Origin of the sequence: Kordia antarctica (assembly GCF_009901525.1) — a bacterium.
GTDB classification, from domain to species: Bacteria; Bacteroidota; Bacteroidia; order Flavobacteriales; family Flavobacteriaceae; genus Kordia; species Kordia antarctica.
In genome coordinates this window covers 3,605,568-3,619,400 of sequence record NZ_CP019288.1, presented here as the reverse complement: position 1 = coordinate 3,619,400, position 13,833 = coordinate 3,605,568, and the positions used below count along the sequence as shown (strand labels likewise).

General features: G+C 34.0%; 9 protein-coding genes. 5 read left to right on the top strand and 4 right to left on the bottom strand.

Annotated elements, in window-relative coordinates; translation table 11 throughout:
- Window positions 1–842: 842 nt before the first annotated feature.
- The 3 genes from IMCC3317_RS15070 to gltB all read right to left on the bottom strand — a co-directional run bounded on the left by IMCC3317_RS15070 (window position 843) and on the right by gltB (window position 7,806).
- Window positions 843–1,715 carry an Abi family protein gene (locus IMCC3317_RS15070; protein ID WP_160130322.1) on the bottom strand — a complete coding sequence of 291 codons (873 nt, stop codon included), beginning with the start codon at window positions 1,713–1,715 and terminating at the stop codon, window positions 843–845.
- A gap of 121 nt (window positions 1,716–1,836) precedes the next feature.
- The gene (locus IMCC3317_RS15065; protein ID WP_160130321.1) at window positions 1,837–3,303 is read right to left on the bottom strand and encodes a glutamate synthase subunit beta; all 1,467 of its coding nucleotides are present in this window, start codon (window positions 3,301–3,303) and stop codon (window positions 1,837–1,839) included.
- A gap of 3 nt (window positions 3,304–3,306) precedes the next feature.
- Window positions 3,307–7,806, bottom strand: coding sequence for a glutamate synthase large subunit (gene gltB / locus IMCC3317_RS15060; protein WP_160130320.1), 4,500 nt, complete (start codon window positions 7,804–7,806; stop codon window positions 3,307–3,309).
- A gap of 436 nt (window positions 7,807–8,242) precedes the next feature.
- Between gltB and IMCC3317_RS15055 the strand changes: the two genes are divergently transcribed.
- The 4 genes from IMCC3317_RS15055 (at window position 8,243) to IMCC3317_RS15040 (ending at window position 12,140) form a co-directional block, all read left to right on the top strand.
- Complete coding sequence (locus tag IMCC3317_RS15055) at window positions 8,243–9,229, top strand: outer membrane beta-barrel protein (RefSeq protein ID WP_160130319.1); 987 nt, start codon at window positions 8,243–8,245, stop codon at window positions 9,227–9,229.
- 59 nt (window positions 9,230–9,288) lie between these two features.
- Window positions 9,289–9,627 carry a P-II family nitrogen regulator gene (locus IMCC3317_RS15050; RefSeq protein ID WP_160130318.1) on the top strand — a complete coding sequence of 113 codons (339 nt, stop codon included), beginning with the start codon at window positions 9,289–9,291 and terminating at the stop codon, window positions 9,625–9,627.
- A 17-nt stretch (window positions 9,628–9,644) separates the two neighbouring features.
- Entirely contained in the window at window positions 9,645–10,877 is a 1,233-nt protein-coding gene (locus IMCC3317_RS15045; protein WP_160130317.1) for an ammonium transporter, read from the top strand.
- 555 nt (window positions 10,878–11,432) lie between these two features.
- Window positions 11,433–12,140 (top strand): hypothetical protein, encoded by a 708-nt coding sequence (locus IMCC3317_RS15040; protein WP_160130316.1) that lies wholly within the window; start codon window positions 11,433–11,435, stop codon window positions 12,138–12,140.
- A 274-nt stretch (window positions 12,141–12,414) separates the two neighbouring features.
- Here IMCC3317_RS15040 and IMCC3317_RS15035 read toward each other — a convergent pair whose 3' ends face one another.
- Window positions 12,415–12,858: a DUF1761 domain-containing protein gene (locus tag IMCC3317_RS15035; RefSeq protein ID WP_160130315.1), complete on the bottom strand. Its 444-nt coding sequence runs from the start codon at window positions 12,856–12,858 to the stop codon at window positions 12,415–12,417.
- A gap of 343 nt (window positions 12,859–13,201) precedes the next feature.
- On the opposite strand from IMCC3317_RS15035, the gene IMCC3317_RS15030 reads away from it, so the two are divergent.
- On the top strand, window positions 13,202–13,825 hold the full coding sequence (locus IMCC3317_RS15030) for a TerD family protein (protein ID WP_160130314.1): 624 nt from the start codon (window positions 13,202–13,204) through the stop codon (window positions 13,823–13,825).
- Window positions 13,826–13,833 lie beyond the last annotated feature (8 nt).

Below are 13,833 nucleotides of genomic sequence, written 5' to 3'. Positions count from 1 at the left end.
ATACGATGTTCAACGGTTGATTTTTTTCATAATAAAAGCCTGTATCGTAATTGATACAGGCTTTTATTTTTATATAGCGAATTGTATCAACTTAGGATGAGTTTATAATGATGATGACGATGACAATAATAGTATTCATGTTTTTTGTTCTAAATGTTTTAAACTTTGAGATCCCGCTTTTCAGCGGGATTAGTTCAACTTACAGTTTTGTGTGCGCCCTTCAGGCTTCTCGAAACTGAGTTTCACTAAAAAAAGCCTTCCCGATTAAGGAAGGCTTTGTAAATTTATAGTTAAATTTTTATATGCATTCCTTATCGTTGTGAGTGAATCACAATTATATTGATAGAAATGATATTGATATTTTGTTTGTTCATTTTGTTAGACCAAATATTAGAAAAGTTTTTTTAGATTCCAAATTTTTGTTTGAGAAAGATGGTTCTGTTTGTGTCCTTTTAGAGGTAATTTATCAAGGTTTTTTATAGGGTGCATTTTATCTCACGTATGTATTATATGTACCAAAAACACAAAATAAAGTACATATGTTGTAATTAGAGGGTTTTTTTGTCGCATTTAGCGAATAGATACTGAATAGAAAATTCGTGAGGGCTTTTGTGAGTAGGAGAAAAGTAAGAAAAAATTATACACGGTGGCACCAAACGTATTTCTCAATCTGTTCAGAAGTTGATTCATATACTGAAAACTTTGTTTTCAGGAATGTATATTACTTACATTGGAAACAAAAAAAACCTAGAGCACAATGTCTAGGTTCTGTATAATTTTTTATAGTGCAACACTAAAGCGTAATGAATAGCTAGGCACTTTATACTGCAAATATACAAATATTATATATTGTAGCCAATTTTATTGATAATTATTTCTTTGAGTATTTCATTATTAGTATGCTCTTTAAATAAGTCGTCTATTTCAGTATTCATATCAGAATTTCTGTCCTCAGAAATATTTTTTAAAATAAACGACATTGTTTTTATTCCCGCATCCAAAGATTGGTTGTTGTTGTTATTAAACTTTACTCTAGGGATTTTGTATATTCCTTGTGGAAAATTTAAATCAAATAAAACTCCTGCATGTGCACAAATATTTCGAATAAATTTTATGGTATGGACGAAATTTATAAATGTATTAAGATTATTTAATCCGTAAAGTTTTGAAATTTCTTTTTTTAACTCTTCATTTTTTAATGCATTAAAAATAGTGACAATTGCTCCAAAAGTCAGAAATTCAAAAGTTTTCCAAGTAGGCGCATATATATCATTTCGGTTATTTACATGATGTAGTTTTATTTGTTTATTTTCTTCTTTAAATTTATCTGTATATAGATTCACATCTAATTTAGTAATAAACCAATAAGCCATTATTTTCGGATTAGAATACCATATTGGGTCTTCAATATATTTGTTACAAGTATAATAAATAATTTTAGTTCTAAAATTTACTTCTATACGTTTTAAATATTTTAGTAAAACATTCCTTAAATCAACATCTAAGTAATAAAGGTTAATGACATTTGAAAATATAGTTCCTTCTTTGAAATTATGTTCTTTGTCTATTTCGAATGGGTACCAATAAAACCCAAGTCTATAATAACCTATATCTAAAAGCATTTCTTCAGCTTTATCTATTCCACAATCAAAATTCATTCCTCTTTCTTTTAGAATGTCTATTTGTTCTTTTACGGTGGTTGCTTTCTTTCCCATTTTAGATTATTATAATATATATTTCCACAAATCTAGCGGATTTTTAATTAATCTGAAAGTAAATAACTACGTTAAGAGACTTGTAATAAATCATATTTTTCATCTAAATACTTAAAAAAACCTAAACCCTAGGCAAATCACTATCATCTTTCAAAGGCAAATTAGAATTTCCCATCAAGAAAGCATCCACATGATGTGCCGCTTGGCGACCTTCCGAAATTGCCCAAACGATTAACGATTGTCCTCTGCGCATATCGCCAGCCGCGAATACTCCCGAAACATTTGTTGCGTAGTTTTTTGTCGTGGCTTTGATATTATTTCTGAAATCCATTTCTAAACCAAATTCGTCTGCCAATGTTTTTTCTGCGCCTGTAAATCCTAATGCTAGTAGTACTAAATCACAATCCCAATGTTTTTCTGTATTCGGAACTTCTTTTAGTTGCGGTCGTTCGCCTTCTTTGAAAATCCATTCCACTTGTACCGTTTTTAAACCTGTAAGATTTCCTTTTTCATCACTTATAAATTCTTTTGTGGAAACACTAAAAAACCGTTCCACACCTTCTTTGTGAGATGATGTTGCTTTGAGTTTCATAGGCCAATACGGCCAAGGTTGATGCGCAGGACGACCAACCGTTGGTTTGTTCAATATTTCAAAGTTTGTAACCGATGTTGCACCATGACGATTGCTCGTTCCGATACAATCCGAACCTGTATCGCCACCACCAATGACAATTACGTTTTTGCCTTTTGCTGAGATTATTTGATCAAAATCAACCAAACCATCTACATATTGATTGTTTTGTTTTAAGAAATCCATTGCTTGGTAAACGCCTTTTGCATCTGCTCCAGCAACTGGAATTGTGCGTCGAATTGTTGCGCCACCACAAAGAACAACAGCATCAAAATCTTCTTTTAGTTGTGTTGCATCAACATTTACACCAACATGCGCGTTTGTTTTGAAATTGATTCCTTCATCTTCTAATACTTTTACACGACGATCAATGACGCTTTTTTCCATTTTGAAATCTGGAATTCCGTAGCGTAATAATCCGCCAACTTTTTCATCGCGTTCATAAACAGTGACTGAATGACCTGCACGATTTAGTTGTTGTGCCGCCGCCAAACCAGCTGGACCTGAGCCAATGACTGCAACCGATTTTTCAGTTCGTACGCTTGGTGGGTTTGCAACTATCCAACCTTCAGCGAAAGCGGTTTCTACAATATTTTTTTCAATGTTTTCAATAGTTACAGGATCTGAATTGATGCCTAATACACACGCTTCTTCACAAGGCGCAGGACATAAACGACCCGTAAATTCAGGAAAGTTATTCGTTTTGTGTAAAATTTCGGCAGCATCTTTCCATTTGCCTTTGTATACTTTATCGTTAAAATCTGGAATGAAATTACCCAACGGACAACCGCTATGACAAAACGGAATTCCGCAATCCATGCAACGCGCGCCTTGGTCTTTTAGCTTTTGTTCTTCTAACGGAATTGTAAATTCTTTATAGTTTTCAATACGCTTTTCTGGCGCAATGTAACTTTCGTCTTGACGCTTATGCTCTAAAAATCCTGTTATCTTTCCCATGTCTTAAGCTGTTTCTAATTTTTCTTGTTCTAATCTCACTAAAGCTTGTCTGTACTCTTCTGGTACTACTTTTTTAAATTTTGGAAGCACTGTTTTCCAGTTATCTAAAATGCGTCTTGCCAATGGACTTCCAGTTGCTTGAAAATGATTTTCTATCAGTTGTTCTAACTGCAATTCGTCATCAACATTGCTTATTGGATCAATGTTTAAATCGTCTGCATTACAGTTTTGTTTGAAGGTTCCATCTTTATCTAAAACATAGGCAATTCCGCCACTCATTCCTGCGCCAAAGTTTCGTCCAACTTCGCCAAGAATTACTGCAATTCCACCAGTCATGTATTCGCAACCATGATCTCCAATTCCTTCTACAACTGCTTTTGCACCAGAGTTCCGAACACAAAAACGTTCACCTGCTTTTCCGTTTATGTACACTTCACCAGAGGTTGCTCCATATAAGGTTACGTTTCCAGTAATGATGTTATCTTCTGGAATAATCGTACATTTTTCTGGTACTTTGATGATTAATTTTGCTCCAGATAAACCTTTTCCTAAGTAATCGTTTGTGTTTCCATGAACTGTAAAGGATAATCCTTTGGTGGCAAATGCTCCAAAACTTTGTCCCGCAGAACCTGTAAAATCAATATTTATGGTGTCATCTGGCAAACCTTCAGCTCCGTAAATTTTAGAGATTTCGTTACTTACTACAGCTCCAACTGCTCTATCAATATTGGTGATAGGCATTTTTAAATTCGTTTTTTGTCTTCGAAATAACGCTTGATGCGCTTGTTTAATAATCTTGAAATCTAAATGCACATTCAAGTTATGATCTTGACAATATGTGTTGTATAATTTTACATCGTCAGCAACTTCTACTTTGTGTAATATTGGTGATAAATCGAGCCCAGAAGCTTTGTAATGATCTATTGCTTTGTTTCTGTTTAGTTTTTGAGATTGTCCAACCATTTCATTGATCGTTCTAAACCCAAGTTTCGCCATAATTTCGCGTAATTCTTGTGCTACGAAATACATATAGTTCACTACATGTTCTGGTTTTCCTTTGAATTTTTTACGCAATTCAGGATTTTGCGTTGCAATTCCAACAGGACACGTATTTAAGTGACAAACTCGCATCATTATACAACCTGAAGCAACTAATGGAGCCGTTGCAAAACCAAATTCTTCTGCGCCTAGCAAACAAGCAATTGCTACATCTCGACCAGTTTTTAATTGTCCATCACATTCTAAAACAATTCTATTTCTTAAATCGTTCATTACCAACGTCTGTTGTGCTTCAGCAATTCCTAATTCCCACGGTAAACCTGCATGTTTTTGTGATGTTAGAGGTGTTGCGCCTGTTCCGCCATCAAAACCAGCAATTAAAATTACATCTGCTTTTGCTTTGGCAACTCCTGCTGCAACAGTACCTACACCAATTTCTGATACAAGTTTTACATTGATTCTCGCAGTTCTGTTTGCCGATTTTACATCATATATTAGTTGCGATAAGTCTTCAATTGAATAAATATCGTGATGTGGTGGCGGAGAAATTAAACCTACATATGGCGTAGAGTTTCTTGTTTTTGCAATTTCTTTATTCACCTTTGGTCCAGGTAATTGCCCGCCTTCACCAGGTTTTGCGCCTTGTGCAATTTTTATTTGAATTTCACTGGCACTTGTTAAGTAGTTTGATGTTACACCAAAACGACCTGAAGCCACTTGTTTGATGGCAGAGTTTTTCCAATCGCCTTGCGAACTTTTATAGAAACGTTCTTGATCTTCTCCACCTTCGCCAGAATTAGATTTTCCTCCAATTCTGTTCATCGCTACTGCTAAATTTTCGTGCGCTTCTTTACTAATAGAGCCGTAAGACATCGCTCCAGTTTTGAAACGTTTTACAATTTCTGTCCAAGGTTCTACTTCTTCTATTGGAATTGGATCAAATTGATCGAATTCGAATAAACCTCTAATAGTCATTAATTGCTCTGATTGGTTGTTTACCAAATCTGAAAATTCTTTAAATGTTGATGCTTTGTTTGTTCGAACAGATTCTTGTAATTTGGCAACCGTTAACGGATTGAACATGTGTTTTTCCTGTCCACGCCTCCATCTGTATTCGCCTCCAATTTCAATGTCTATATTTGCCTCATTTGCTTGAAATGCTTTTTTATGACGCTTTACAATTTCTTGTTCTATCTCGCGCAAGCCAATACCTTGAATCCGGGTTGGTGTGTTTGGAAAGTATTTTTCAACTGTTTTTGTGTTGATTCCAATACATTCAAATAGTTGCGAACCACGATACGAGTTTAGTGTTGAAATCCCAATTTTGTTCATCACTTTTAAGATGCCTTTCCCGACAGCTTTGTTGTAATTTTTGATTGCTGCTAAGTATTCTAAATCCGTTAGATCTGAATCGTCTATTTGTTTCTGAACAATTTCGTTTACTATATAAGGATTCACAGCACTTGCTCCATAACCAAATAGTAAGGCGAAATGATGTACTTCTCGAGGTTCGGCAGATTCTATAATTAAACTAATTCTTGAGCGTTTTTCTAGTTTGTGTAACGCATGGTTTAAATAAGAACATGCTAATAATGCTGGAATTGGCGCATGATCTTTATCTACATATCTATCCGAAAGGATAATGATATTTGCACCTTCATCAATTGCTTTCGACGCTTGAGTTACTAAGCCTTCAAGCGCAACTTCTAATTGATTTAATCCACGATTTACTTCATATAACATGGAAATAGATTCGATTTTAAAGTCAGGATTTGTATCGTAATCTCTTATTTTATCTAAATCGTGCTTTGAAATTACTGGATTCTGTATTTTTAGTTTTTTACAATGTTCTGCATTAACGTCGAAGATATTGACATCGCTTCCTAAGGTTAAACTGATATCTGTTACTAATTCTTCACGAATTCCATCTAAAGGCGGATTGGTAACTTGCGCAAATATTTGTTTGAAGTAGTTGTAAATTAATTGTGGACGCTCAGATAAAACTGCAATTGGCGTATCGCTTCCCATAGATCCAATAGGTTCTTTACCCAATTGTGCCATAGGGCGAATAATAGTGTTTAAGTCTTCTTCCGTATATCCAAAAATAACTTCACGCTTTTTTAGGGCAATTTCATCATAATCAATATGTCCTTTTTTTGCTTTAAGATCACGCAAGTGAACTAAATTTTCATCTAACCATTTACGATACGGATGTCTTGAAGCTATTTCTTCTTTTATTTCTTCATCATTTACAATTCTACCTTCATTCATGTCTACCAAAAACATTTTCCCTGGCTCTAATCGACCATGATATTCAATGTTTTCAGGCTTTATATCTACAACTCCAGTCTCTGAAGACATAATCACGTTTCCTTTTTTTGTCACTGTGTAACGTGAAGGACGCAAACCATTTCTGTCTAAAACAGCTCCGATAAAATTACCGTCTGTAAATGGAATAGAAGCTGGTCCGTCCCAAGGTTCCATTAAGCATGAATTAAATTCGTAGAATGCTTTTTTAGCATCCGACATGTTTGGATTTTTCTCCCAAGCTTCTGGCACTAACATCATCATTGCTTCTGGAAGCGAACGACCTGTCATTAATAATAATTCTACGACCATATCTAAGGTTGCAGAATCTGATTTTCCTTTTAAAACGGTTGGGATTATCTTTTTAATGTCGTCTCCAAATAATGGGCTTTCCATAATTTCTTCACGAGAAAACATTCTTGAAACATTACCTCTTACCGTATTTATTTCGCCATTATGGCAAATGTATCTAAACGGTTGTGCTAAATCCCAGGTTGGAAATGTGTTGGTAGAAAAACGTTGGTGAACCAATGCTAATCGTGTATCTAAAGCTGAATTGAATAAATCAAGATAGTACTCATTTATATGTTCAGGCATTAAAAGCCCTTTAAATATTATAATTTTTGTTGATAAACTCGGAAGGTAAAAGAACTGAGCTTCCGATAATTTAGAACCATATATAGTATGTTCTGCAATTTTACGCGCTGCAAATAATTTTAAATTAAATTCTCTATCTGTTTGCTTATCGTTATTTTTCCTTATAAAAATCTGCTTTACAAAAGGTTCAGTTACTTTGGCAATTTCGCCTAACACTTTACTGTTTACTGGAACATCTCTCCAGCCAATAAGTTTTAAACCTTGATTTTTAATTTCTTTTTCAAAGACATCTATACAATATTGACGCTGATTCTCTTTTTTAGGAAGAAATACATTACTCACGGCATATTCTCCAGCTTCAGGTAAATCGAACTCGCAAAATATTTTGAAAAACTTGTGTGGAATATCAATTAAAATACCTGCGCCATCTCCAGTTACACCATCGGAACTCACTGCTCCACGATGTTCTAGTTTTACTAAAATTTCAAGTGCTTTGTGAATGATATCATTAGACCGTTTTCCAGTTAAACTGCATATAAATCCTGCGCCGCAATTATCGTGTTCAAATTCTGGTAAATAGAGTCCTTGTTTCTTTAACATTGTCGAATAATTTGGAGGTTTTTTACGCCTTATTTATCATCTAATATAGAAGCTAGAACGCTATAATAAAAAAAGGAGCGGCACTTTTCTCATATCGAGAATTAAAGACATTTTAAATGAAGAATCAGTGATTTTCAGCGCATATATTATATAAAACACAACAAAAACAATATCGCTATTAAGTGTCAATTATTGCGAAAACGTTTGCGAAAAAGTCCTTTTATTAAAAAATTAGCATCCATTTTATTAAAATGATGATGATTTTGCAAAACCACTATTATCAATTCGTAAAAAAATAACTTAAAAAATAGTAACCCTATAAAAAATAGGGTATAAATCTATTTTATGATAAAAATTATGTTTTGAACCCTATTTTTTATGAGGTATGAATAAAATTTATATAGTTTTGAAAGATATTAACCAACGAAACAACCTTATGAAACACGTACTTACTTTAACACTACTTTTAACAACTTTTTTTGTGAGTGCTCAAGAAGATACGGAAGCGCCTAAAAAGAAATTTACTTTTGAAGGAAGTCTAGACGCTTATTTTAGAACAAATTTCACAGCACCAAATGATGATAATCAAATTGCGCCGGAAACTTCTTTTGCAGATACCGCAGGTTTTTCATTAGGTATGGCAAATATTATTGCTGCTTATGAAAAAGGGAAAGTTGGTGCTGTTGCCGATTTAGTTTTCGGTCCAAGAGGTGAAGCTGCAAGTTCAACAGTATTAAACCAATTATACGCTTATTATAACATTAGTGAAAACACAAAGTTGACTATCGGAAAGTTCAACACTTTTTTAGGCTATGAAGTTATTTCTCCTGTTGGAAATTTCAATTACAGTACTTCTTATTTATTCTCTAACGGTCCATTTTCACATACTGGATTGAAAGCTGATTTTACACTTTCTGAAGATTTTAGCTTAATGCTCGGCGTATTTAATCAAACCGATGTTACAGAATTTAATCCTGATGGAAGTTATGCAATAGGAGCACAAGTAGGATATAGCGATCAATTCTTAAACTTACTATATGACAAAGCCGGATTGGGTTTTGAAATAGATTATACAGGTGGTTTTGATGCTACTGAAGATTTCTTTATTGGAATCAATGCTGCGTACGCAGATAATAAAGGCGAAGGATTTTACGGAGCAAACATCTATCCTCAATATAAAACAACCGAATCTTTAACCATAGGATTAAGAGGCGAATTTTTTCAAACGCAAAGCGATGCAATAGCTGATGATCCTAGTGTTTTTGCAATCACACTTACTGGAAGTTATGTAATTGATGAAGATTTAATTATCAAGCCTGAATTTAGGGTTGATAGCGGTTCTGAAGACATTTTTATTGATACCGATTTAATGGCAACAAAAAGTTTAGGCTCTTTTGTAGTAGCTGCCATTTACAAATTTTAACGAACTAAACATTAACAAGATTTCCGTTTTCACGGAAAATCAAAAAAATAATTTTTTGTATGAAAAAAATTGAAGCAATTATTAGAAAATCTAAATTTTCTAATGTTAAAAAAGCATTGCATGAAGTAGGTGTAAATTTCTTTACCTATTGGGATGTTACAGGACTTGGAAATGAAAAAGAAGGTCATGTATACAGAGGTGTTTCTTACAGCACTAGCGACATTCAAAGACGCTATTTATCCATAGTTGTTAATGAAGATTTTGAAGAAGTTACCATAAAAGCGATTCTCGAAGCTGCCGCTACAGGAGAAGTTGGTGATGGAAAAATTTTTGTTTCACACATCGAAGAAGTTTACAGAATACGAACAGGAGAAAAGGGCGGAAACACACTAAAATAAATCACAAAATTAGAATTATGGAATTATTAACTATCAATAATGTATGGATGATGATCTGTACAGCACTTGTGTTCTTTATGCATTTAGGATTTGCATTTTTAGAAATAGGGTTGACAAGACAAAAAAATACAATAAACATTCTGTTCAAAAATATATTTATCATTACGGTTGGATTGTTACTTTATTGCCTGGTTGGATTTAACTTAATGTATCCGGGAGAATTTAATGGAGTTATAGGTTTTGCTGGCTTTGGATTAGATGCTCCGCTAACAACCGAAGGCACTTTAGACTTAGCATACAATGAAGGATATACGTATTGGACTGACTTTTTATTTCAAGGAATGTTTGCAGCCACAGCAGCTACTGTTGTTTCTGGTGCCGTTGCGGAACGAATGAAAATTGGGGCTTTTATGATTTTTACAATTATATATGTAGGATTTATTTATCCAATTGCTGGTTCGTGGAAATGGGGCGGCGGATTTTTACAAACTTTAGACACTCCATTTTATGATTTTGCGGGTTCAACCTTGGTACATTCTGTTGGTGGTTGGGCAGCTTTAGTAGCGGTTTGCTTATTAGGTGCTAGAATTGGAAAGTTTAAAGAAGGAAAAATACAAGCAATTCCCGGACACAACATTCCGTTGGCAACTGCCGGAGTTCTAATTCTTTGGTTAGGTTGGTTTGGATTTAATGGTGGTTCTGTATTATCCGCAGATCCTGAAGCGACATCTTTAACTTTAACAACAACGTGTTTGGCAGCCGCAGCTGGTGGCGTTGTAGCAGCTTTGGTATCTACTTTAAGATATAAAAACCTAGACTTAACCATGTTTTTAAATGGTATTTTAGGAGGATTAGTAGGAATCACTGCTGGTGCAGATCAAATGAGTCCAACAGACGCTATCATAATTGGAGCAATAGCTGGTGCAATTATTGTATTTGCAGTATCGCTCATTGATCGATTAAAATTAGATGATCCTGTAGGAGCTATTGCTGTACATTTAGTTTGTGGAATCTGGGGAACTTTGGCTGTTGGTCTTTTTGGAAATCTAGCAGGTGGCGCACAATTTGTAAGCCAATTAATTGGAGTCGTATCGTATGCCGCAATATGCATAGGTTCTTCCTTTTTAATCATATTTGCCTTGAAAAAAACAATAGGTATTCGAGTTTCGGAAAAAGAAGAATTAGAAGGGCTGGATGCACATGAACATGGAATGGATGCGTATCCAGATTTTAGATTGAATGAACATTAAAAGACAGCAAATACGCTGAGAATCATTATTTAGTTAACATTACAAAGAATACTAAGAGCCTGTCTGAAAAGGTTTTAATAACGTCATTACGAGAAATTTTTAATTTCGAAGTAATCTGTAAATCAATAACTTAAATTTGACAGATTGTTTCATTTCGGTTCAACTCAATGTAAAACATTTCATTCGCAATGACTGCTTTTCAGACAAGTTCTTACATTTTAATAACTGTGATTTTATTTATTAACATTAGTGTCCGATTAAAATCATTTAAAATGTCTCAAAGCCTATTTATAATTGAAGTCTAAGTTTTTTACTGCAATAACACCTTGCTTTTAAAGACAATTTTTGAAAAGATAGAAAACACAATATTCTCTTTTAAATCACTGCTGGTTGTCAAATAGTTATCATAAAGTCTTTATTCTTTGCTCTATGAGTGCAGCGGTCTTATATCTTTTATCGGACAACAATGATTTATTAACACACGAAACATAAAACCTTCTTCCCAAATCATATTAAATTCATAACTTTACTTCATTAATTTTTAATGATTTTCTTATGAAAAAAATTACCTGTGTTTTAGTAATACTACTTTTTTGTTTTACAGCTGCAAATGCACAAGCGTGGAAACAATTACGCGGTGGCGGAAAAGGAAAAGAAATCTATACCGACAAGGGAACACTTTGGGTAATTGGAGTTGACAACAGTATTTTTTCATACAATGGTCGCTTATGGAAAGAATATCCTGGTCGCGGAAAAGCCATAGATGTTGCGGTTCATGACGGAATTCCATATATTATTGGGTTGAATAACGGAATCTGGAAAGGAACTCGTTCAGGTTGGATTCCGATGCCTGGCAATGGACTTGGAAAGCGAATTTACAGTGATAACGGACAATTGTGGATTATAGGAATTAATAATAATATATTTTCTTTTGATGGCAGAAACTGGAATTTATATTCAGGGTACGGAAAAGCTATTGACATTGCAGCACATAACGGAATTCCGTATATCATAGCCGAAGACGGAAGTATTTGGCGCGGAAATGGAATGGGTTGGCTACAACTTCGTGGAAATGGAATTGGTAAAAAAATATACTGCGATCGTAACGGAACTGTTTGGATAATTGGTGTTAATAACGGCGTTTTCTCCTATCGATTTGGGCGTTGGAATCCATATCCAGGTGGCGGAAAAGGATTGGACATTGCAGTTTATAGAGGCGTTCCATATCTTATTGGACTTCGAAATTCTATTTGGAAAGGATAAAAAAAGAAACTGTCTGAAAAGTTTTTAAAAAACGTTATTACGAGAAATTTTTAATTTCGAAGTAATCTGTAAGTGGATAACTCAAATTTAACAGATTGCTTCATTTCGGTTCAACTCAATGTAAAACACTTCATTTGCAATGACAATTTTTCAAACAGCCGCTTTAATTATATGTAATTATTAATGTCCGATAAAAGGTGTAAGACTAAATGTCTAATAGTCAGACACACACTTTCAACTTTTAACTAATAACTTTTAACTTTTAACTTAATTTTTAAGTCCATGCATTGACAATTCCGCCCATAAGGGCAAAAGAAACAACCCAATAACCGACATTAATCAACATATATTTAATTGACTTTTGCTCGTACATCGCGTTTGTTACCATTGCTGGCATTACAACAAACATTGAAATTATAACTCCATGCAAAACTCCATGACCAAAAGTTAAGTACCTTGGATTATTCAATCCATGCAGTTGATCTGGAGGAATTCCGCCGGTAAGTACAGAGTTCTGAAAGATAAAAAATACTGCAACAAATGCTAAAACAACACTCAATCCGAGTCGTAAAGGCATATTTCCTTGTTTTGCTTTTTCTTCGGTCATGCCTGTTTCTTTCATCCAAGCTTTCCCAAATAAAGGTCCATACCACAAAAAACCAATCACAAGTGTAGATAATGCAGCTACTACGAGTGCAATCCAATTTACATTTTCCATAATTTTGTTGTTAGTTACTAAAGGTTCGTATTTTAAATGTACACTTTTTTAACTAAAAATCAAATAGTTACACGCTAATTAGAAAACGATACAAAACAAATAACATCTTTTATGAGAGCTATTTTAGAAGTTATAATTCTCCTTTCAATCTAAAAATTGACACAATTATTTTTTAATTTTCGCTGTTGCGTGAAGTATCTTGAGATTTCTTTAAGAGGAATTTATACATAAAAGTTTGTTAAAATTTGCACTTCAAGCGAGTGTTGACATATATTTTTTGAATATCTACCAAAATTGTAATCACATTTTTTTATATTTGAGACTTACCACTAATATTTTTCAAATGGCTATAAATTTACAAAAAGGGCAAAAAATTGAAATAGGATTGTCCAAATTAACAATTGGTTTAGGATGGGATCCTAATGAAGGAACTGGATTTGATTTTGACCTTGACGCTTCTGCGTTTCTCTTAAATAAGGATAGAAGACTCGTTAAAGAATCGCATTTTATCTTTTATAACAACTTATGTGGACTTGGTCACAATGAGAATAATCCTTGTGAGAAAAACGGATGTACAAGCGGCGTATTTGGCGTGAGACACACAGGTGATGATCCTGATGGAAACTCGAGCGACGGTGATGATGACGAAGCTGTAATGGTAGATTTAGCATTACTTCCTGCAGAAATTGAAGAAATTCTTATAGTTGTAACGATTGAAGATTACGAAGCGCGAAAACAAAATTTTGGACAAGTGCGAAACTCGTACATCAGAATTGTTGACGAAACTAAAAACGAAGTCGTTGCAAAGTACGAACTAGACGAAGATTTCTCTATTGAAACTGCCGTAGAATTTGGTCGTTTATACAAACGAAATAACGAATGGAAGTTTGAAGCTTCTGGCGTAGGTTACAAAGAAGATTTAGGATATTTCGTTAACAAACATTACTCAGGAGAAGTAATTAAATAATAAAACAA

Bases quoted from the DNA above. Each gene is read 5' to 3' on its own strand.
- IMCC3317_RS15070 (WP_160130322.1), bottom strand. From the start codon at position 1,715: ATGGGAAAGAAAGCAACCACCGTAAAAGAACAAATAGACATTCTAAAA.
- IMCC3317_RS15050 (WP_160130318.1), top strand. From the start codon at position 9,289: ATGAAAAAAATTGAAGCAATTATTAGAAAATCTAAATTTTCTAATGTT.
- IMCC3317_RS15065 (WP_160130321.1), bottom strand. From the start codon at position 3,303: ATGGGAAAGATAACAGGATTTTTAGAGCATAAGCGTCAAGACGAAAGT.
- IMCC3317_RS15040 (WP_160130316.1), top strand. From the start codon at position 11,433: ATGAAAAAAATTACCTGTGTTTTAGTAATACTACTTTTTTGTTTTACA.
- gltB (WP_160130320.1), bottom strand. From the start codon at position 7,806: ATGTTAAAGAAACAAGGACTCTATTTACCAGAATTTGAACACGATAAT.
- IMCC3317_RS15045 (WP_160130317.1), top strand. From the start codon at position 9,645: ATGGAATTATTAACTATCAATAATGTATGGATGATGATCTGTACAGCA.
- IMCC3317_RS15035 (WP_160130315.1), bottom strand. From the start codon at position 12,858: ATGGAAAATGTAAATTGGATTGCACTCGTAGTAGCTGCATTATCTACA.
- IMCC3317_RS15055 (WP_160130319.1), top strand. From the start codon at position 8,243: ATGAAACACGTACTTACTTTAACACTACTTTTAACAACTTTTTTTGTG.
- IMCC3317_RS15030 (WP_160130314.1), top strand. From the start codon at position 13,202: ATGGCTATAAATTTACAAAAAGGGCAAAAAATTGAAATAGGATTGTCC.